General features: G+C 64.8%; 15 protein-coding genes and 1 riboswitch. Of the genes, 12 read left to right on the forward strand and 3 right to left on the reverse strand.

What is annotated here, in order from left to right; translation table 11 throughout:
* Positions 1-321 (reverse strand): helix-turn-helix domain-containing protein (locus tag ACREXZ_RS29545; RefSeq protein WP_431767680.1); only part of this gene is annotated, 321 nt, incomplete at its 3' end.
* A gap of 225 nt (positions 322-546) precedes the next feature.
* On the opposite strand from ACREXZ_RS29545, the gene ACREXZ_RS29550 reads away from it, so the two are divergent.
* The 12 genes from ACREXZ_RS29550 to ACREXZ_RS29605 all read left to right on the forward strand — a co-directional run bounded on the left by ACREXZ_RS29550 (position 547) and on the right by ACREXZ_RS29605 (position 18,069).
* A complete protein-coding gene (locus tag ACREXZ_RS29550) occupies positions 547-1,977 on the forward strand; it encodes a pyridoxal phosphate-dependent decarboxylase family protein (RefSeq protein WP_431767681.1) in 1,431 nt (476 codons plus the stop codon).
* Between the two features lie 29 nt (positions 1,978-2,006).
* Positions 2,007-2,813, forward strand: coding sequence for an isocitrate lyase/PEP mutase family protein (locus ACREXZ_RS29555; protein ID WP_431767682.1), 807 nt, complete (start codon positions 2,007-2,009; stop codon positions 2,811-2,813).
* Positions 2,814-2,997: 184 nt separating this feature from the next.
* The gene (locus ACREXZ_RS29560; RefSeq protein ID WP_431767683.1) at positions 2,998-3,444 is read left to right on the forward strand and encodes a GNAT family N-acetyltransferase; all 447 of its coding nucleotides are present in this window, start codon (positions 2,998-3,000) and stop codon (positions 3,442-3,444) included.
* A 406-nt stretch (positions 3,445-3,850) separates the two neighbouring features.
* Positions 3,851-5,653: a DUF2138 domain-containing protein gene (locus tag ACREXZ_RS29565; RefSeq protein WP_431767684.1), complete on the forward strand. Its 1,803-nt coding sequence runs from the start codon at positions 3,851-3,853 to the stop codon at positions 5,651-5,653.
* A 1-nt stretch (position 5,654) separates the two neighbouring features.
* A complete protein-coding gene (locus ACREXZ_RS29570; RefSeq protein WP_431767685.1) occupies positions 5,655-6,383 on the forward strand; it encodes a DUF1175 domain-containing protein in 729 nt (242 codons plus the stop codon).
* Positions 6,380-11,182 carry an alpha-2-macroglobulin family protein gene (locus ACREXZ_RS29575; protein WP_431767686.1) on the forward strand — a complete coding sequence of 1,601 codons (4,803 nt, stop codon included), beginning with the start codon at positions 6,380-6,382 and terminating at the stop codon, positions 11,180-11,182. Before ACREXZ_RS29570 ends, ACREXZ_RS29575 begins: the two co-directional genes overlap by 4 nt.
* A gap of 11 nt (positions 11,183-11,193) precedes the next feature.
* A complete protein-coding gene (locus ACREXZ_RS29580; RefSeq protein ID WP_431767687.1) occupies positions 11,194-13,014 on the forward strand; it encodes a DUF2300 domain-containing protein in 1,821 nt (606 codons plus the stop codon).
* Positions 13,011-13,859, forward strand: a complete 849-nt coding sequence (locus ACREXZ_RS29585) for a YfaP family protein (protein ID WP_431767688.1) — start codon at positions 13,011-13,013, stop codon at positions 13,857-13,859. The genes ACREXZ_RS29580 and ACREXZ_RS29585 overlap by 4 nt, the downstream gene beginning before the upstream one ends.
* Before the next feature lie 84 nt (positions 13,860-13,943).
* Positions 13,944-14,711 (forward strand): YfaP family protein, encoded by a 768-nt coding sequence (locus tag ACREXZ_RS29590; protein ID WP_431767704.1) that lies wholly within the window; start codon positions 13,944-13,946, stop codon positions 14,709-14,711.
* Between the two features lie 97 nt (positions 14,712-14,808).
* Complete coding sequence (locus ACREXZ_RS29595) at positions 14,809-15,903, forward strand: YjgN family protein (RefSeq protein WP_431767689.1); 1,095 nt, start codon at positions 14,809-14,811, stop codon at positions 15,901-15,903.
* 5 nt (positions 15,904-15,908) lie between these two features.
* Entirely contained in the window at positions 15,909-16,952 is a 1,044-nt protein-coding gene (locus ACREXZ_RS29600; RefSeq protein WP_431767690.1) for a M48 family metallopeptidase, read from the forward strand.
* Positions 16,953-17,333: 381 nt separating this feature from the next.
* A riboswitch (FMN riboswitch) is annotated at positions 17,334-17,499 on the forward strand.
* A 69-nt stretch (positions 17,500-17,568) separates the two neighbouring features.
* On the forward strand, positions 17,569-18,069 hold the full coding sequence (locus tag ACREXZ_RS29605; RefSeq protein WP_431767691.1) for a 6,7-dimethyl-8-ribityllumazine synthase: 501 nt from the start codon (positions 17,569-17,571) through the stop codon (positions 18,067-18,069).
* Between the two features lie 61 nt (positions 18,070-18,130).
* On the opposite strand, the gene ACREXZ_RS29610 is transcribed toward ACREXZ_RS29605, so the two are convergent.
* On the reverse strand, positions 18,131-18,922 hold the full coding sequence (locus ACREXZ_RS29610) for a glucose 1-dehydrogenase (RefSeq protein WP_431767692.1): 792 nt from the start codon (positions 18,920-18,922) through the stop codon (positions 18,131-18,133).
* A 27-nt stretch (positions 18,923-18,949) separates the two neighbouring features.
* Positions 18,950-20,443 (reverse strand): FGGY-family carbohydrate kinase, encoded by a 1,494-nt coding sequence (locus ACREXZ_RS29615; RefSeq protein WP_431767693.1) that lies wholly within the window; start codon positions 20,441-20,443, stop codon positions 18,950-18,952.
* Between the last annotated feature and the right edge of the window lie 37 nt (positions 20,444-20,480).

A 20,480-nucleotide genomic window follows, 5' to 3' on the forward strand; every position in this document is an offset into this window, starting at 1 on the left:
CTCATCCGGCGCACTGACTTCGGTCGGCTTGTCGGGATCGGGTCGGGTCATTGTTTTGGGGCGTCGCCCTCGAGGACGGGGCGTCAGTGCGTCGATACCGCCAACATGATACTGGCGTTCCCATTTCTTGCGCAAGCCATTATGGCCATGCTGCTCATAGGCCATCACCCAGCGCTGCACAACCGAGCGACTCATACCGTGTCGCTCGGCAAGCGCCCGCGTCCCACCGGCGCCGCCCAGATACTGCTTCACTACTTTCAGCTTTAACTGCTCACTGTACTTCGCCATGAAAAACACCCCAAAGGTTGGATCGGTGTCCAACTTTTGGGGTGCAGTTCACTCGCGCGGCCTTTTTCATGTCTTCTGCCGAAGTTTCACCATGAATCGATCCCGGAATGCGACCTCGCACGCCCGCGCATGGATGTAAAGAATCGCGTATTTCACACGCAGTACCCCAACACTCATGTCCGAATCCGGCCAGTCAACGCGGTCGATCCTGGCTACACTGGGCGTCCGATTCCAGTCGTCCCTGCCCGGTAAATATCCATGAACGACGCCTCTGTCTTTCGCCCTGTGCTCGAACGTGCGCTGAGCCATTCGCTTGCGCATCTGGAGAATCTCGCGCATAGCCCGGTCGCCGCCGAGGCCAGCCTGCACACGTTGCGCGAGCGTCTCGCGAAGCCGCTGAACCGCGAGAGCCTGCCCGCGGAGCAGGTCATCGACGACCTCGTTGCCGATGCGGCCGGCGGCATCCTGGGCAGTGCAGGCGGGCGATTTTTCGGCTGGGTGATCGGCGGCTCGCTGCCTGCCGCGCTCGCCGCGGACTGGCTGACCAGCGCGTGGGATCAGAATGCCGCGTCGTACTCCTGCGGGCCGGCGGAAGCCGTGATCGAAGAGGTGTGCGGCGGCTGGCTGAAGGACTTGCTCGGCTTGCCGGCCGACGCCAGTTTTGCGCTGACGACCGGCGCCCAGATGGCGCACGTCACTGCGCTCGCGGCGGCGCGCAACGCACTGCTCGCGCGACGCGGCTGGCAGGTCGAACGCGACGGCTTGTTCGGCGCGCCGAAGCTGCGCATTCTCAGCAGCGATCAGTACCACGGCAGCATCACGCGCGCCACGCGCTTGCTGGGCATCGGCACCGCGGCCGTCACTGGTCTGCCGGTGAACGACGACGGGCAACTCGATCCAGCGACACTCGAAACAGCGCTGCAGGCCGATCCCCACGCACTCACGATCGTGCTGCTGCAGGCCGGCGATCTGAACATCGGCGCATACGATCGTTTCGCCGATCTGATCCCGCTCGCGCATCGCTACGACGCGTGGGTTCACGTCGACGGCGCGTTCGGTTTGTGGGCCAATGCGAGTGCGCAGCATCGGCATCGGCTCACCGGCGTCGAACTAGCCGACTCATGGACCACCGACGGCCACAAGTGGCTCAACGTGCCTTACGACAGCGGCTTTGCGTTCGTCGCGCATCCGCAGGCGCATCGCAATGCGATGTCGTACGAAGCGAGCTACATCACGCACAACGACGATGTCCGCGAGCAGAAGGACTGGAACCCGGACTGGTCGCGTCGCGGGCGCGGTGTCGCGACCTATGCGGCGCTCCGGCAGCTCGGCCGCGAAGGCGTGGCTGCGCTGATCGACCGCTGCTGCGATGCCGCACATCGAATCGCGACCGGCATCGGCGCGCTTGCCGGCGCGGAACTGGTGTGGGAACCGACGATCAACCAGGGCCTCGTGCGTTTTCTCGACCCGCGGCCCGCTGCGACCGAACGCGATCACGACGGATGGACCGACGCCGTGACAGCCGCGGTACTCGCAAGCGGTGAGGCGCTGTTCAGCAATACGACGTGGCGCGGTAAGCGCTGCATGCGGGTGTCGGTGTGCAACTGGCAAACCGGTCCGCAGGATGTCGCGCGTTCGGTCGCCGCGGTCGAGAAGGTGCTGCAGGAGTTACACACGCGGAAAGGTTAGATTTCAGCCCACATTCATCGGAGACGCCCATGTCTGAACTCACGCAAAAGTTTCGCCAGCTACACGTCAATACTGTGCCGCTTCGTCTGCCGAACGCATGGGACGCAGGCAGCGCCAGACTCTTCGAGAGTCTCGGCGCACCGGCGATCGCGACGACCAGTGCGGGCGTCGCGTGGGCCATGGGGTATCCCGACAGCCGCGTGCTGCCGGTCGACCGCGCGATCGACGTTGCAGCGAATATGGTGCGGGTGCTGAAGGTGCCGCTGTCCGTCGATATCGAGAACGGTTACTCGGACGATGCGTATGCGGTCGCCGACGTGGTCGCGCGGCTCATCGACGTCGGCGTGTCCGGCGTCAATATCGAGGACGGCCCGGATGCGCCGGACCTGCTCGCCGCGAAGATCGAAGCGATCAAAAACGCGGCGTCGAAAAGCGGGCGAGATGTCTTCGTCAATGCGCGAACCGATGTTTATCTCGCCGGCCTGGTCGACGTGCCGGCCAGACTCGGCGAGACGCTGTCGCGCGGGGCGCTGTATCGATCGGCCGGTACCGACGGTCTGTTCGTTCCCGGGCTGTTCGAATCCGCGGCGATCAAGGCGGTCGTCGAAGCAGTCGATCTGCCGGTCAACGTGATGGCATGGCCGGGTCTGCCGGCCGCGTCCGAACTCGGTGCGCTCGGTGTGCGACGCCTGAGCGCCGGTTCCGGCATTCCGCAGATGCTGTGGGGGCAGGCTGAACGGCTCGCGCGCGATTTCCTCGAAAGCGGCCGGTCGGAATCGATGTCGGAAGGGAGCATGCCATATGGGCAACTGCAGGGGCTCTTCAAGAACCTGTAGTGCGTTCGCGTGGTTCCAGAAACTCACGACGCAATGACTGGAGCGTGCCGCGCTCCGAACCGGCGTTAGCGGTCAAGATATCGCGAACGGCTTCCCATGAACTATTGCCTTACCCAACCCGGTCACACCGTACTATTCTTGATGTCGGGTGTTGTAGCCCGGGTCTGACCATCGAGGTCCGTCTATGGCGCTCGAGATCAAGGTGCTGGAACGCGGTGATGAGAGCGTTCTCATGAACGTGGCAGCAGAAGTGTTCGACAATCCGATCGACGCGGATCTCACCGCGGAGTTTCTTGGAGACGCTCGACATCATCTGGCTGTTGCCATCGATGATGGGTTAGTTGTGGGCTTCGCATCAGCGATCCACTATGTCCACCCGGACAAACCGCCACAGCTGTGGATCAACGAGGTCGCAGTCGCGCCGGAGTACCGGCGTCGCGGTTTGGGTAAGGCCGTCTTGAGATCGCTGTTCGAGGTCGGCAAGGCGCATCACTGCACAGTCGCGTGGGTGCTGACCGATCGAACCAATGTCGCCGCGATGGCTCTATATGCCTCGGTCGGTGGGACCGAGGGAGCAGACGACGAAGGGCCCAGCGACGGCACGCTCGGGTATTCGTTCATGCTGTCGTAGAAACCCTGAACGCGGCCTGCGTGGGGGGTGACAATCATTGGGTCCGGTCGTGCTGCCTGACGCCAGAGCGTATCAGGCACTTTGAAGATCAGCACAATCCCGCCAATTCGACATTTCCGTTAAACCCGCTGCATTGCGCCTTCTGGTTGACGGTTTTCGTACTGCATCGAAAGAAGCACACCCGTCGAATTACGTGGATATTGAATTTATGTGACCGTTTTTCGTTTTACGTTAAAAGCTGACCGCGGGAGTCGCTGTTAAGTAATGCATCGCGCTGGTTTACCGAAAACAATATCGGTTATCATCGCCTCGATCGGGACATTCACCGCCGGCCGGCGTATCGCCATCCATGCCGCAGGCGCCGTGCCGTGCGGCACACCGCAAAAGAATTAACAGCCAAAATCAGATGAAGATGTCGCGAAAGAAAATCGCCGTTCTCGGCGTGGGTCTTCTGGGGCTTCTGATCGTTGCCGGTATCGTCATTCAGGCGGTATGGCGGCCATTCGGCGGTCATGGGAAAGTCAATACCAGCGAGATCGTTCTCGACATTCATCATCCCGACGCACTGATCGACAGCGAAGCATTATCCCGGCTGCCGCGCGATATGCTGCGTGTGCCGTTGCTGCGCGACGTGCTCACTCAGGATTTCGTCGATTATTACGAATCCACCGATACCCGTCTTTCCGCCGAAGGCGCATTGCGCCGTCTCGCGTTCGAACATCAACTCGATTTTCGCGACGAACTGATCCGCCGTATTTTCGACGAGCCCGCGCATGTGCTGCTGTGGCGTTCGCCGGACGGGCGGCTCGGTTACTGGGTGATGTCGATGCGCCGCAACGGCCTCGCGAAACTGCTGCAAGGATTCGGCAATGTCGCCGCAAGCGATACGCAGCTGAGCCAGGTCGCGAAGCTGTCGGGCGGCGTGCCGGTGTACGCGTTGAAGCTGGCGGTCGGGCGCACGCTGCTGTTCGCGACGAAGGACGACCGGCTCGTCGTGCTGTCGGCGCCCGGCGTGCTGCTTGGTTCCGACGGCTCGCCGGTACGCGAGCGCGCGAACGTGATCGACGATCTGCTGTCGTCGGGGCACGACGACGCGGCCCACGCGTTCCGGCTCGACGACGCGTCGGATCAGCCGAAGGGACACCGTCTCGTCGTGTCGGCCAACTATCTGTCGTTCGGCTATCAGACGTTCTTCTCGGGCATCGAGGCGTTGCGCTTCGACTTCGCCACGGTCGGCAATGCGCCGGCCACGTGGCAGACCGCCGCGCTGATCGATCCAGCGCGCCTGCCGCAACAGTGGGACGGCACGAACCTCTGGCACGCGCTGCCCGCCGGGCCGGCCGCGTGCGCGAGTCTGCCGGCCGACTGGAAGGGCGCCGGCGATCTGCTTGGCAAGGTCGTGGATGAAGGCAAGGAAGGCACGGACGGCGCCGCGCAGATCGGCGCGGCGCTCGACGGCCCGGCTGCCGTCTGCTGGTACGCGAAGTCGACGCTGGTCGCGCCGGTATTCGTCGCGCACGTGAAGGCGGGCGCTGGCGACGCGCTCAAGGCGACGCTCGGCAAGACGTTCGGTGAAGTGATCGGCGCGTACGAGGCACACGCGCCTAAAGCCAGCGACAACGCCGATCCCTATCGCAGGCTGCCGGTCACGACGCGCACGCCGTCGGCCGACGTCACCGTGTGGCAGCGGCCGGTCAGCGCGCGCTCGGGCACCGCGTCCGCGGCGAAGGCACCGTTCTCGGCGCAACTGTCCGCGCAACGCTACTTCCCGGTTACGCTCGCGCTCGCGCACGGCTATGTGATCTTCTCGCCGGATGCACGGCTCGTCGACGACACGCTCGCGGTCCTCGACAAGCGCTATCCGGCGCTCGCCGATACGCTCGCCGCGCCGCGCGTGCCGCGCACCGTCGTCACGCTGACACCCGCGGCCGCCGCATCGCTGATCGAACGCGAAGCTGCTTCGGCACTCCCTGCCGATCAGGAGTCGATCTTCCGCAACGCCGCGCGCACACACCTCGTACCGAAGCTCCGCGCGCTCGCCGCGTACCCGCCGGTATCGCTGACACTGCCGCAGACCTTGCCGACGTCGGCGGGCTGGGTGCCGGTCGACTGGTGGTTCGATCGCAGCGGTGCCGCCGCAGCGGCTGCAGCAGACGGCACCGCGGCCGCGCGCGCGGCATGGGACCAGCCCGGCGTCGGGAGCGATTGAGATGCGCCCGCGTTGCGCCTCACGCAGCCTCGCCGATACCACCAGGCCGGGAGCGGTTAACCGTCGCCGTGTGTGGCTCGCCGCCGCGTGCGTCATGTGCTTCGCGCCACGCGCATTCGCGCTGATGCCCACAACTGTCGCGCCCGAACCCGACGCGCTATCCGCCGCGCAATCAAATGCATTTCGCGCGTGGTTCGTGCGGATCGTCGATCAGCAGATGCGTCGCGGTCCGACGCCGCGCTGGACTCAGCGCGATTGCGCGGGCCTCGTGCGCTTTGCGGCCGGCGAGGCACTAAAACAGCACGACGCGCGCTGGCTGCGCGCGAACGGGATGAGCGGCAGCCTCGATGCGGGCAGCCTGCCGCCGGAGCTGCAGCTGTCGCCCGGGCAGCGCGCGCTTGCCAATCGCTGGACGCGGATCGACGGCAGTACCGGGCCGTATGCGTCGGCGATCGCGCTGATCCAGCGCAACAGCCGTTTCATCGCGAAGGATGTGAACCAGGCGCTGCCCGGCGACCTGCTGTTCTTCGACCAGGGCGACGACCAGCATCTGATGATCTGGCTCGACCGCTACATCGCTTATCACACAGGCACCGTCACGCCGACCGATACCGGTCTGCGCGCGGTCGCCGTTTCCGATCTGATGCAATGGAAAGACTCCCGCTGGCAGCCGCTCGACGGCAATCCGAATTTCGTGGGTGTGTTCCGCCTGGCCTTTCTGACACCATGACCCGTCATAACGATTCCGTCGACCTCTCATGTTCGCGTGTTTCGCATGTGTCACGTCTGCGCGCGTTCGGCGCGCTGCTCGTGTCCGTCCTCGCGCTCGCGTTGACGATCGGCACCGCGCCCGCGTTCGCCGACGACGACGCAGCCTCCAGCGACGACACGAACATTGCGCAGAACCCCACGTTGCAGCCGGCCGCGCCGAGCGGTTTTGAAACGCAGAAGATCGACGGCCAGCCGTTCTTCCTGCTGTCCGACGCGAGCTTCGGCAGCGACCAGCTCGCGCAGGTCCGGCTCGAAGCGCCGGGCCGCGAGTTCAAGGACCAGCTTGCCGGTTATGGCGGCGCGGACATCGTCGTGTATCGCGTGCCGAAGCCGCTCGAATTCCTCAAGGCGCAGAAGAACCTGCATCGGCTGAACCTTGCGCCGAACTACCAGGGCGAAGGACTCGCGAACACGCTCGCGTATCTGTGGGACCGGTGGTTCACCGAAGCGCGTCGCGCGTGGCAGCGGGTGCTGTCGTTCGCGACGCGCAGCAAGGCGACCGAAGCGGCGCCGCAGTTCAAGCTCGGCGAGCAACCCGGCCAGCCGACGCAGTTCGCGCAGAACAGTCAGTTCGCACCGCTGAAGGGCTATGACCTCGTCGCGCGGTTCCGCTATCCGATCTGGGACGCGAAGACGATCGAGCCGCCGAAGGGCGTCGATCTCGCGGGCAGCAGCAACTTCATCGAGGCGAGTTCGGGCAACGTGATGATTCCGGTCGGCAAGCTGCGGCCGGGGCTGTACCTCGTCGAGGCGATCATCGGCAACTATCGCGCGCATACGCTGCTGTTCGTGTCGGACACGGTCGCGGTGGTGAAGGCGTCGTCGGGCGGTCTGCTCGTGTGGACCGCGCGGCGCACGGACGGCAAGCCGGTGCCGAATACCGCGATCAGCTGGACCGATGGCGTCGGCGTGCTGCAAAGCGGCACTACCGGTGGCGACGGCGCGCTGTCGCTCGAACATGTGAGCCCCGAACGCAGCTATGTGATCGGCAGCGATCCGGCGGGCGGCGTCTTCGTATCGGAGAATTTTTACTATGACAGCGAGATCTACAACACGAAGATCTATGCGGTCACCGATCGCCCGATGTATCGTCCCGGCGATCGTGTGTACGTGAAGTTCATCGGCCGTACGTTCCAGAACGCGACGCAGTCGTCCGCGCCCGCCGCAGCCGACATCAAGCTCGACGTGCTGGACCCGAGCGGCTCGCCGATCTCGACATCGACCACGCACTTCGCGTCCGACACCGGCGCGCAGGCCACCTTCACGATTCCCGCCGACGCGCCCGCCGGCGGCTACACGCTGCGCTTCGACTACAACGGCGATATGTATGGCAGCGCGTTCCGCGTCGCCGAATACGTGAAACCGCACTTCGACGTCAACCTGTCGATGGACAAGGCCGACTACGCAACCGGCGAGGCACTGCACGGCAAGGTCCAGCTGCGTTATCCCGACGGCAAGCCGGTGAAGGACAGCAAGATATCGGTGACGCTGCGCGCGCAGCAGGTGACGATCGTCGACGGCGAACTGCGTTACGCGGGCCTGTTCCCGGTCAAGCTCGAACAGCAGGAACTGACGACCGACAGCGACGGCAATGCGAGCCTCACGCTGCCCGCCGCGAAGGAACCGAGCCGTTACGCGCTGACGCTGTTCGCACGCGACGGCGCCGCGTACCGCGTGCGCGTCACGCGCGAAGTGCTGATCGCGCGCGGCGTGACGCCGTATCGTCTGTTCGCGGCAAAGTCGTTCTCGCAGCCGAAGGAGCGCGTCGACTTCACGCTGCAGGCGCTCGGCACGGTCGACCAGAACTCGCACGCGCCGGCAAAGTGGGAGTGGGTGCGCCTCGAATCGCAGACGCATGGCGAAGGCAAGATCGCGAACGCGAAGGCGGGCGGCGCGCAGACCGTTCCGGTGCAGTTCGACGAGCCGGGTTCGTACATGCTGTCGGTGAAAGACGACGCGGGCAATCTGCTCGGCGCGACGAGCCACTGGGTCGCGGGCGACGGCGTGAAGGCGATACCGGGCAGCGTCGAGATCGTGTTCGATCGCGACCGCTACAAGATCGGCGATACGGCCGAAGCGCTGATCACGTTCCCGCAGCCGGTCGCCGATGCGCTGCTGACGCTCGAACGCGACAAGGTCGAGCGCCGCGCGCTGCTGTCGGCGAGCGGCGACTGGGTGGATCTGCAGCGCGTCGCGCCGTCGCAATGGAAGGCGCGCATCAAGGTCGGCCCCGAGTTCGCGCCGAACATGACGTTCTCGGTGCTGTACGTGCTGAATGGCGAATACGTGTTCCAGAACGCGGGGATCGTCGTTGCGCAACCGACCATCGATCTCGACGTAAAAAGCGATAAACCGGTGTATGGACCCGGCGATACCGTGACGCTCGACCTCACGAGCGCGATGAACGGCAAGCCGCTGCCCGCCGATCTGACGGTCAGCGTCGTCGACGAAATGGTCTACGTGCTGCAGCCGGAAATCGCGCCGAGCATCGTCGACTTCTTCTATCACCCGCGGCGCAATAACGTGCGCACGTCGTCGAGCCTGTCGTTCATCACCTACGATCTCGCGCTGTCGTCGTTGCGCGGGGCGCCGGGCGGACCGCAACGCGGAACCTACAACGAGCGCGGCGTGAAGGTGCTGGAACGGCCGCGCCGCGACGATCAGGACACGGCCGCGTGGGAACCGGAACTGAAGACCGACGCAAGCGGCCACGTGCGGATGACGTTCAAGATGCCCGACGCGCTGGCGCGCTGGCGCATCACCGTGCGCGCGGTGTCGGCCGACGGGATGGTCGGTCAGCGCACGGCCTACGTGCGTTCCGACAAGGCGCTGTATCTGAAGTGGAGCGGCCCCGCGCATTTCCGCGCGAACGACAAGCCGTCGCTCGACATGCTCGCGTTCAACCAGACCGATGCGGACGTCGACGCCGACTGGATCGTCGATGGCGGCGGGCTGTCGGTGAGCCGAAAGGTCACGCTGAAGCGCGGCGCGAACTATCTGAAGCTGCCCGTTTCGGCGTTGAAGCCGGGTGTGATCACCGCGACGCTGCGCCAGGGCGGTAAGGACGTCGACAGTCTGCAGACGTCGATTGCGCTCGATGCAAGCGGCTGGCTCGATCTGCATCAGACGCCGGTCGCGCTCGATGCGGCGGGCAAGCCGCTGAATCTCGCCGCCGACGCGCAGGACATCAGCGTGCGGCTGATGACGAGTGCCGCCAGCCAGTTCACGCGCGTCGCCGACGATCTGATCGACTATCCGTACGGCTGCGCCGAGCAGACGTCGAGCCGGCTGATTCCGCTGTCGCTCGCGCACGATGCGATCGCCCGCGGCAGCAATACGAACGCCAGCGCCACGCAGGGCATCGAAGCGCAGTTGCGCAACCAGCGTCAACGGCTCGCGCTGCTCGCGGGCGTTGGTGGCACGTTCGGCTGGTGGGGCGACACGACGGGCGGCAGCGCGCTGATGACCGCGTACGCGTACTACGCGGACTGGCTCGCAAGCCGCAGCCTGTCGATCTCGCTGCCCGCCGACAACTGGCAGCACGCGATGGACGTCTATCGCGACGCCGGCGCAAAGGAACCGCTGCTGCATCGCGCGCTTGCGCTGTGGTTCATGCAGCAGATGGGGCTGCCGGTCGCAACGCCGCTGTCGGGTGTCGCACAGCAACTGCTGCAGGCGCAGGCTGCGCCGGGCAAGGCGAGCAACGAGTCGTTCGGTGCATCGGACAGCGTGGTCTTCTCGCAGGCCGATACCGCGCGCGGCAATCAGGTCGCGCTGGTGCTGGTTGCGTCGATGGCGCGCGGCACGGGCGTGTCGCTGCCGGATGGTTTCGATGCGGCGGTCGCGACCGCACGCGGTGCACTCGCGGGCGATCCCGCGCCGCTCGTGCAGAGTCTGTTGCTGATGAGCGGAGGCGGAGGCACCGAAGGCGCCGCGCCGGTCGACGTGCCCGCGCTGCTCACGAAAAGCAGCGCGTCGTACCCGACCTTCGATCGCGCGTTGACGCTGCTATGGCTGCGCAAGGCACTCGGTGGCGACACCGACACGGCACCGTTGCCCGAACTGCAGGGCGCAGGATGGAAGCGCGACACGACGCCGACCGGCGCGCCGGTATGGAAGTGGGCCGGCACCGGGGTGCCGCAGTCCGTCGATGTCGGCACGGTGCGGCCGGACGTCACGGCGCTTGTGTCGTATCGCAGCCGCGCGGCCGACACGAGTCGTCTGCCGGTCACCGTCGAACGCAAGCTGTACAAGCTGGTGCCGTCGAATGCTGAGGACACGACAACCGATAAAAAGGCCGACAAGCAGAACGAGGCGGCCCGCTTCACGTTCAAAGCCGAGGCCGTGAAGCCAGGCGATGCACTCGACAGTAACGCGCTCTACGTCGACGAAGTGACGCTGACGCCGCCCGAGAACGCCGCGTACCAGTACGGTCTGCTCGAAGTGCCGCTGCCGCCGGGCGGCGAAGTGGAAGCGACGAGCTGGGGTATCAGCATCGAAGGGTTGCCGGGCACGACCGAAGGCGGCAGCGGTCCACAGCCATTCCAGCGCGCGGTGACCTACGAGATGGGCGAGCTGAACTATCACCAGCCGGTGCCGTTGCTCGATCGTCGCGTCGCGTTGCGGCAACTGGTGCGCTTTGGTTTGCCGGGCACGTTCGTCGTGCCGCCGGCGCGCTACTTCCGTATGTATCAGCCGGACGCGAAGGCGTTCGAGGGCGGGCGCAGCGACCGGCTCGTCACGCTGCGGATCGGTTGAGCGAGACAGCGATGAATCCGGCTCCGCGCGACGCACGTTTTCTGGCCGCCCGTCCGAGGCGGGCGGGGGGCGTGCGTGTGCTGGCCGCAGCACTGACGTGTGCTGCGCTGGTGACCGGTGCATTCGCGAACACGCCCGCAACGACGCATGCAAATGCCGCGAACCCCGCATCGCGCGCAGCGACACGCGAGCAGGCCGAGCCGTTGCAGTTCGCGTGGCTGCGCGACGGCCGCGCGCAATACTGGCGCGCGGATAGCCAGGGCGCAGCCGACAGCACGCTCGATGCACAGGCCGCGCAACCGCTGCCCCAGACGGTGGATACGCCGCTCGGCAGCGTGTGGAAACTGTTCGTGTACGCGTACCTCGTCGATCGCGGGATCGTGACGCCGGACTACGCGTGCACCGGCGGCGATCCCGAAGAAGTTTATTGCTGCATGACGGGCGGCCATATCGATCGCGAGCACGCGCTCGTGCAGTCATGCGGACTGTTCTTCGAGCCGGCGCGTCTGCGGCTCGATGCGGCCGGCTGGCGCCGCTACTGGACCGCGGCCGGCGCGCCCGCGTGGTTGCGCGATTTGCGCGCGATGACGCCCGCGCATCGCGTCGCGGTCGCCGATCTGCTGGCCGCGCTGCAGGCCGTGCCGGCGCGTCCGCGCGAGGCCGCCGCGAGCACGCTGGTGTCGGTGCTCACAAGTGGGCGCGGCGAAGGCACCGTCGCGCTGTACGGCAGCCTGCTGCGCGCCAAGACATGGACGATGCCGGACCCGGCGCGGCCGGGCACGTCGATCGGCGGCGCGGCGGGCTGGCTCGCGGACGGCACGCCGGTATGGCTCGGCGGACCCGGCGGCAGCGCACGTGTGCTGGCCGCGGCGGCGCCGCGCCTCGCGCCGTTGCTCGCGCAGACGATCGTGCCCGACGACGGCGCGTGCGTCGTCGTCGATTTCTTCACGCGCTATCCGATCCGCGACGTGCTGCCCGAGAAGGGCAGCGAACCGGCACCGGCCGGGCCGCTGGCAGGTGCCTATCGCGTGGGCTTTGCGAACGGCAACTGGCTGCGTATTGAGAGCCGCGGCGAACTGCTGCTCGAACGTGACACGGGCACGGCGCCGCAGATCATCGGACGCTTCGGGATGAATGATTACGTCGCGCGCGTGGTCGAGCGCGAAGGCGATACGCAGGCGCCCGAGGCCGCGAAGGCGCTGGCCGTCGCGGCACGCAGCTACGTCGTCCAGCATGCGGGCCGCGATCGGGGTTGCTTCCGGATCGACGACAGCAGCAGCACGCAACGGGTCCTTGCAAGGCCGGCAGGCGCGAATGCACGCCGTGCCGCAGATCTGACCGACGCGCTGGTGCTGACCGGCGTACCGGTCCAATATCATCACGACAAGGCCGCGGCCGGCCAGATGAGCTGGCTCGACGCGAAGGCCGCTGCGCAGCGTGGTCTCGGGTTCGATGCAATCCTCGCGCGCACGTGGCCGCAGGCGACGCTGACGTCGTTCGAAAGCCCGCTCGCCGGCGACTGCGAGCCGGTGGCCGGCGCGCGCGAATGGCTGCAGCGCAATGCATCCGACTGGGCACGCCGGCTCGACAACGCCGCGGGCTACGAGACTCCGGACCTGCCCGCGGTGTGCGCGGTGCGCGAAGGGCGTCCGTATGCGGACGCGCAGCGCAATCGCGTGTACATCCACCAGTTGCGCAGCGAGGACGACCGGATCGCGCTTGCGCACGAATACATTCACCTTGCGTTCCAGCATCATCCGCGCGGGCTCGACGAAGCGTTCGTCGAGCACACGGCGCGCGAGCTGATCCGTTCGGAGGCTCCGATCCAATGAACTGCATTCTTCATTCGTCACGTGTTGCGATGTTCGTGCTGAGCGCATTGCTCGTGCCGCTGGCCGCGTCCGCGCAAGAAGCGCAAGAAGCGCATCAAGCGCAGCAGGCGCCGCTCGCCGATCTCACGGGCGCGTTCAACGGCTGGCGTCACAGCGGCCTCACGAACGAAGGCGAACGCTTCGTTGCCGCTTATCCGCGGCCACCGGTCGATCGCGGCTCGCAGCGTTTCCGCACGCTGATCGAAGGGCAGCTAAAGCACGTCGACAAGCACGCGCGCAAGCCGCCAACGCTCGTCGTCAACGGCAACCCGACGCCGCTCTACACCGACGACGATGGGCGCTTCGCGCGGCCGTGGGCATTCGGTGCGGGCTCGAACAGCATCGAGATCGTGTCGGCCGATGGCAGCAAACATCAGCGCATGCAGTTCTACGAAGCCGACACCAGCAAGCCGCAGGCGAAGCTGCGCGCGATCGTCACGTGGGACGATCCGCATGCGCAGGTCGATCTGCACGTGATCACACCGGACGGTCTGCACGCGTTCTTCGCGAACCCCACGCTGGAGGATGGCAGCGGGTTCGATGTCGATTCGGTCGACGGTGCGGGGCCCGGTATCTTTTCGTCGGCGGCACCTGAGCACGGCACGTGGCTGTTCTTCCTGAACTACTGGGGCAACTTCGATTCGACCGGCTATAACTTTGATTCGGCAGCGCACGACCGCGACGTCATCACCGCGCGCCTCACGCTTGTATTCAACGAAAACACGCCGGACGAGCGGCGGGAAACGATGGTCGTGCCGCTGCGCAAGATCGGCGACCTTCAGCTCGTGAAGAGCGAACGACTTTAACCGCGACCAGGACCAGCGACGATGAACGCCAGCACGAACCTCTGCGCCACGCGACGGCACGCGGTCTCTTCACGGGGCGCGCTGATGGTGTCGCTCGTGTTGTGCGCTTTGGCTATGGGCATGCAGGCCGCGCATGCGACCGACGTGGAGTTCAGCGCGCCGGTGAACGGCTGGCGCAACACCGCCGGTGACAACGCGCGCTACACGCAGGACGTCCACTATCCGGCCGTCGCCGTGACGACGCCCGAAGGGCAGTCGGTGAGAGCGATGATCGCGGGGCATATCCGCGGTGCGCCGAAGAAACCGGGCAAGACGTCGGTGGCGACGCTCGTCGTCAACGGCACGCCGCTGCCGCAGCGCATCGAGGAAGACGGCAGTTTCTCGCGGCCGTATGCGTTCGGCGGCGGCAGCAACAGCGTCGAGCTGCGCACAAAAGACGGCACGAGCCGTCGCGTGCAGTTCTACGACTCGTACTCCGGCAAAACGCAGACGCGGCTGCGCGTCGTGCTCGCGTGGGACACCGATGGCACCGACCTCGACCTGCACATCGTGTCGCCGGACGGCGTGCACACGTTCTACGGCGACCGCGTCGCGCCTAACGGCGGCGCGCTCGACGTCGACGTGACGACGGGCTACGGTCCCGAGATCTATTCTTCGCCCGCGCCGCTGCACGGCACGTACCTCGTCTACGTGAACTACTTCGGCGCCGGCAACAGCGGCAGCGACATGACGGTCGCGCAGATCACGATCATCACCGACGAGAACACGCCGAACGAAAAGAGCGAAACGATCCGCGTGCCGATGCGCGCCGCGGGCGAATTGACGCTCGTGAAGAAGTTCGTGCTGCCCTGAGCGGCGTGCTGGGGGTAGGGAAGATTGCAGCAGGCAGTACCTGAAAAGCGCGTGCACTCCGCACGCAGAAGAACGGCAATCGAACAGGGGAAACACCATGGACCAGAACGTCGGACAACGGCCATTGCTCACCTACGACGGCAACGTCGGCGAGCTGTACGGCATCTTCCTGAAGAACCTGCTGCTGACGATCGTCACGCTCGGCATCTATCGCTTCTGGGCGACGACCGCGATGCGGCGCTACGTGTGGTCGCGGATGCGCTTTCAGGACGAACGCTTCGAATACACCGGCACGGGCGGCGAACTGTTCAAGGGGTTCCTGCTCGCGCTTGGCGTGCTGATCGGCTCGATCATCGTCGCGGAGATCCTCGGCTACGTGCTGCATGCGCTTACCGGTAGCCTGATCCTGTCGTTGCTGCCGCTCTTCGCGCTGTATGTGCTGATCATCGTGTTCGCGGGCGGTGCCTTTTTCAGCGCGCAGCGCTACCGGTTGAGCCGTACGTTGTGGTGCGGCATTCGCGGTGGCATGACCGGCTCGATGCTCCAGTATGGCTGGCACGTGCTGCTGTATGGCCTCGGTATCGTCTTCACGCTCGGGCAACTCGCGCCGTGGACCACCGTGCGGCTCGCGGAGCGCCGCATCAACGCGAGCAGCTTCGGCAGCGAGCCGTTCCGTTTTCAGGGCCGCGCGGGCACGCTGTACAAAACGTTTTTCGTGACGTTCGTCGGGATGGTCGTGTGGTTCGCGGTGACCGGCTGGCTGTTCCTGCGTCCGGTGATCTCGAATCCTGACGCATTTCGCCACGGTGCGCCGGGCTCGCCGCACCTCACGATTTCGCTGATCATTTTCTATGTGTTGTTCATCGTCGGTGCGCTGTTGCTGCGTTGCTATTACCTCGCACAGGTCAGCCAGCACATTCTCGGCAACACGACGCTCGGCTCGCAGCTGCGCTTCGGTACGAGCATCACCGGCAAGCGCCTGCTTGGCATCGTGGCGGGCAATCTCGCGATCGTCGTGTTCACGCTCGGACTAGGCTTCCCGATTGCGCTGCATCGCCTGCTGCAGTTCGTGTCGAACACGCTGCTCGTGGAAGGACACGTCGATCCGCAGTCGCTCGGCCAGAATGACCAGCAGCCGCCGCGCACCGGCGAGGGCATGCTGAACCTGCTCGATCACGGCGCGGGGTTCTAACCGCCGTGGGTGCGACCCGCTACTACGACGGACACAGCGCCGCGGCCCATGCCGCGACGCTCGTGTGGGACGACGCGGCACTGGTCGTTACCGGAGCGTTGAGCGAAGCGGGTGGGACAGGCGAGTTCGTTCGCTGGCCGCTCGCGCGCATCGAAGTCGGCGAGCCCGACCCGGACGGAGCCGTCGCGCTGTCGTGCCGCGGCGAAGCAGGTCGTGTGCTGACAGACTACGCGACGCTGCCACCCGAACTGATCGAGCGCTCGCGTGGCCACGCGCTCGGCTGGCTCGCGTGGACCGCGTTCGGGATCCTCGCGTTCGCGGTGGCGTTCGTGCTGATCGAACGCGTGCCCGCGTTCGCTGCAGCGCTCGTGCCAGCGAAGCTCGAGAGCCGGCTGGGCAGCGCTGTCGAGGCGCCGCTGCTGCGCGGCCGGCGCGTGTGCAGCGGCCGCGCGGGGCAACAGGCACTCGAAACACTCGAAGCGCGTCTCGCGCGAACGGCGGGCATCGGGCAGCCGGTGCAACTCGTCGTGATCGACGATGCGCGCGTCAATGCGCTGACGTTGCCGGGCGCGCGGATGATCGTGATGCGCGGATTGATCGACCACGTGGGCAGCGCGGATCAACTGGCCGGCGTGATGGCGCACGAAACCGCGCATATCGCGCATCGTGATCCGCTGCGTGCGCTGTTTCGCAGCGCGGGCATCGGGCTGCTGAGCACGGCGGTCGGCGTGAACGTGGGGTTCGTCGATGTGTCGTCGTGGGCGGGACATCTCGCGCGGCTGTCGTTCAGCCGCGACATGGAACGCGCCGCCGATGCGGACGGCGTTGCGTATCTGCAGGGCAGCGGGCTGCGCAGCGACGGGCTCGCCTCGTTCTTCGTGATGCTCGAGCACCGAGGGCGTGGCGGTGACGATCCGCCTGCCTTTCTGTCCGACCACCCGCGCACCGCGGAGCGCGAGGCGCAGAACCAGGGTTCCGCGCTTGGGGATAGTGCGCTTACTCCGGAGCAGTGGGCGGCGGTGCGGGCGATGTGTGTGAAGGCGAAGTGAGTGTGGGCTGCCGCTGACACGGGCGCACGTCGGCGGTCAATCAGATGAATCTCCATCGGATCATGGAGTTGGCGGCGTCGTAGCCAGGATATCCACAGGCTTGCGCACATTTTCTGTTGATAACCTTGTCGTGAGCGGTTTCAAAGGTATAGCGCCGGTATGCATACCCTCACATCAACGGTCGCCTGGTTTTGGCCGGCGTAGCGTCGAATTGTACCGAGCGAGGGGGCATTGCTACCGATCGCGCCGTGCCTCTTCCAGTTTCCCCAAGACAAGCTCGCGCGGCATTTTTCGTGTACCCGAATCAGTCATCACAGAACGGGTTTTCGCCCGCCCGTAAGTTGGTCAAATTCGTGGTAACGTAGGCACCGTTCGTCAAGAACACGTTCTCGGGGCGGGGTGCAATTCCCCACCGGCGGTAATCGTCTGAACCAGGCGTAGCCCGCGAGCGCTCTGTTTTCGCCATCTTTTTGCGGCGATCACAGAGGTCAGCAGACCCGGTTGGATTCCGGGGCCGACGGTATAGTCCGGATGAAAGAGAACAGGACGGTCGGTGTTCCTGCGCATGCGGGAAACGGCCGTCCTTCGCCCTGTTCACACAAACAGGCTGAAATCCATGAACAGATCGCTCTCCTTTCAGGCACCAACAGATTTGCTTTCCAGCAGCGGTTGCCCACGTATCGCCTTCGTTCAGGCATGCTGGCATCGCGACATCGTTGACCGGTGTAAGACCTCTTTCCTTGATGCCATCAAGGAATGCGGCTACAGCACCGACGACATCGATCTTTTCGAAGTGCCAGGTGCATTCGAGATTCCTCTTCACGCGAAACGGCTTGCGCAGAGCGGTCGTTACGCCGGCATCGTCGCAGCAGGTCTCGTCGTCGACGGCGGTATTTACCGCCATGAATTCGTCGCTCAGGCTGTCATCAGCGGGTTGATGCAGGTTCAACTGGAAACAGGCATACCTGTCTTCTCCGCGGTGCTAACGCCGCACCACTTTCACCACGGCGAAGAACATATCAAGTTCTTCATGGACCACTTCGTTGTCAAGGGGGAAGAAGCAGCCCGTGCGTGTGCGGATACCGTGCTCAAACTTTCCTCGCTGGTGCCGCAGTAACTCCGCGAGATGACGCTTGCGCAGCAGCGGGCAACCGCCTCGCTGCCGCATGCATTGCCCGTCAGGACATAAACATGCCACCGTCGACGTTGACCGTCTGACCCGTGATATACGACGCATCGTCAGAAGCAAGGAAGGCCACCAGTCCAGCCACATCTTTATCGGTGCCCGCCCGCTTCATCGGAATATTGTTGACCCACTCCGTCATCAGTTCGCCCGGCTTGTAATCGCCCAGCAACTTGCCCCAGGCTTCGTCGTTGTAGGACCACATGTCCGTGGTGATAATCCCGGGGCAAAAAGCGTTCACCGTGATGCCAGTAGGCGCCAGCTCTTTTGCCAGACTCTGCGTGATACCGAGAACACCAAACTTGCTGGCTGCGTAGTGCGGCGTATAGACAAAACCTTGCCTCGCCTGGCCAGACGCCGTGTTGATCAACCGGCCGGCCTTGCCTGAACGAAGCATCCGGGTAGCCGCCTCCTGACAGCACAGGAAGACGCCCTTCGTATTGACTGCGAGTACCTTGTCCCATTCCTGTTCCGTGAGATCGGGCAGTCTGGCAATGGTGATGACGCCCGCGTTCTGGACGGAAACGTCGACCTCACCGAGCCTGGCCGCGACCTCGTCGTAGAGCGCAATGACCTGCTCCTTGCTGGTAACGTCGGCCTCGACGCCGATCGCATCGAATCCAGCGTCGAGCAGTTGCGCCGCCGCGTCGTGGACAGCCTTTTCGTTGGCTGACACGCAAACCTTCGCACCTTCCTCAGCGAAGCGTGTGGCGATGCCAAGCCCGATGCCCCGGCTGCCGCCGGTGACCACCACCACCTTGTTGGCGAAACGCTGTTGACAGACCATTTTCTCATTCCTCGTTAACCGTTAACTCTAGAGCCGCTCAATCCATTGCAGCCACTGCTCGTGGTTTCGTGCAGCGGCTTCGATACCGCTTCCCGGTTCTACGCGTCGTGCTACGACGCGTGTTTCGCGGTATGCGTCGAGAGAGCTTATCGACCCGAGCGTCAGTGCGGCGAGCGCCGCGGCGCCAGCGGCCGATATCTCGCTCAGCGCGAGCGTACTTACCGGACGGTTCAGCGTGTCGGCAAGGTATTGAAGCAGGAACGGTCGCTGAACCAGTCCACCGTCGAGGAACAGTTCGCGAAGCGGCACGTTCGCGGCCTGCTCCATGACGGCAATCACGTCCTTGATCTGATAGACGATGGACTCGTATGCTGCACGCGCGACGTTTTGCCAGGACGTCGAAAAATTCAGCCCCACGATCTGTGCGCCGCCGGGATACTTCCAGTGCGGACAACCGATACCGGAAAACGCCGGAATCAGGAATACACCGCCGTTGTCGTAGTCCGTAAATGCCTGCTCCGCCTCGGCGAAATCCTTCACGAGGCGCAGCTTCTCCTTGAGGAACGAGGGAGTCGAACCCGCACTGATGACGATCCCCTCCAGTGCGTAGTCCACGCGGTGTTTCGTGGCAAAGCACAAGGTCGACACGAGTCCGTGATCCGCCGCCTGAGGTTTGTTGCCCACGTTCATCATGATTGACGAACCCGTCCCCATGGTCGCCTTCGCAACACCGGGACTGAGGCATCCTTCGCCCAAGGCAGCCGCGTGCGAGTCGCCGATCATCGAGACGATCGGCACCGGGCGATCGAGTATCCCGTCGAAATCGGTCACCCCGAAATCCGCCGACGAGGGCCTGAGTTCCGGTAGCCGCAAGCTTTGCAGGCCGAAATCTGCCAGCAACTCGCGATCCCATTCAAGCGTCTCGAGATTGAACAGCATCGTCCGTGACGCGTTCGTGTAATCGGTTAGGTACGCTGCGCCGTGCGTCATCCGGAACAGCAGCCAGCTATCGACCGTCCCGAAGTACGCACGACCCGCATCAATCGCCTGGCGCGCCTTCGCATCGTTTTCATGAAGCCAGATGAGCTTTGATGCGGAAAAGTATGGATCGAGCAGCAGCCCCGTTCGCGCGGCGATGCGAGGCGCCATCCCGTTTTCACGCAGGCGCTTGCAGATACCGAGTGAGCGTTGGCATTGCCACGAGATGGCCGGCACGACCGGTGTACCGTCCTGATGCCACAGTACGACGGTTTCGCGCTGACTCGAAATCGCCACGCCGGCGATGCGGGCAGCGTCGCCACTGAAGTGCTGCAGGCACTGTTGTACGGCACGCAACACGGAACCGTAAAGCGCATTCGGGTCCTGCTCGACAAACCCAGGGCGGAGATGAGTGCATTGAAGCAGCTCGAATCCCCTCGCGCAGACCGATCCTTGCTCGTCGAAGATCAATGCCTTCGTTCCGCTCGTTCCCTGATCGATAGCCAAAACGTAATACATTTCAGGACACCCATTTAAAAGCACCGGAGCTTCCGTTTTCGGACGCTCTGTTCCAGAAGAC

It is taken from the genome of Paraburkholderia sp., assembly GCF_050742655.1.
GTDB lineage: Bacteria > Pseudomonadota > Gammaproteobacteria > Burkholderiales > Burkholderiaceae > Paraburkholderia.

Excerpts from the sequence above, each read along its gene's own strand:
- ACREXZ_RS29605 (WP_431767691.1), top strand. The coding sequence starts at position 17,569 with ATGAACAGATCGCTCTCCTTTCAGGCACCAACAGATTTGCTTTCCAGC.
- ACREXZ_RS29550 (WP_431767681.1), top strand. The coding sequence starts at position 547 with ATGAACGACGCCTCTGTCTTTCGCCCTGTGCTCGAACGTGCGCTGAGC.
- ACREXZ_RS29585 (WP_431767688.1), top strand. The coding sequence starts at position 13,011 with ATGAACTGCATTCTTCATTCGTCACGTGTTGCGATGTTCGTGCTGAGC.
- ACREXZ_RS29610 (WP_431767692.1), bottom strand. The coding sequence starts at position 18,922 with ATGGTCTGTCAACAGCGTTTCGCCAACAAGGTGGTGGTGGTCACCGGC.
- ACREXZ_RS29580 (WP_431767687.1), top strand. The coding sequence starts at position 11,194 with ATGAATCCGGCTCCGCGCGACGCACGTTTTCTGGCCGCCCGTCCGAGG.
- ACREXZ_RS29555 (WP_431767682.1), top strand. The coding sequence starts at position 2,007 with ATGTCTGAACTCACGCAAAAGTTTCGCCAGCTACACGTCAATACTGTG.
- ACREXZ_RS29575 (WP_431767686.1), top strand. The coding sequence starts at position 6,380 with ATGACCCGTCATAACGATTCCGTCGACCTCTCATGTTCGCGTGTTTCG.
- ACREXZ_RS29560 (WP_431767683.1), top strand. The coding sequence starts at position 2,998 with ATGGCGCTCGAGATCAAGGTGCTGGAACGCGGTGATGAGAGCGTTCTC.
- ACREXZ_RS29570 (WP_431767685.1), top strand. The coding sequence starts at position 5,655 with ATGCGCCCGCGTTGCGCCTCACGCAGCCTCGCCGATACCACCAGGCCG.
- ACREXZ_RS29565 (WP_431767684.1), top strand. The coding sequence starts at position 3,851 with ATGAAGATGTCGCGAAAGAAAATCGCCGTTCTCGGCGTGGGTCTTCTG.
- ACREXZ_RS29595 (WP_431767689.1), top strand. The coding sequence starts at position 14,809 with ATGGACCAGAACGTCGGACAACGGCCATTGCTCACCTACGACGGCAAC.
- ACREXZ_RS29590 (WP_431767704.1), top strand. The coding sequence starts at position 13,944 with ATGGTGTCGCTCGTGTTGTGCGCTTTGGCTATGGGCATGCAGGCCGCG.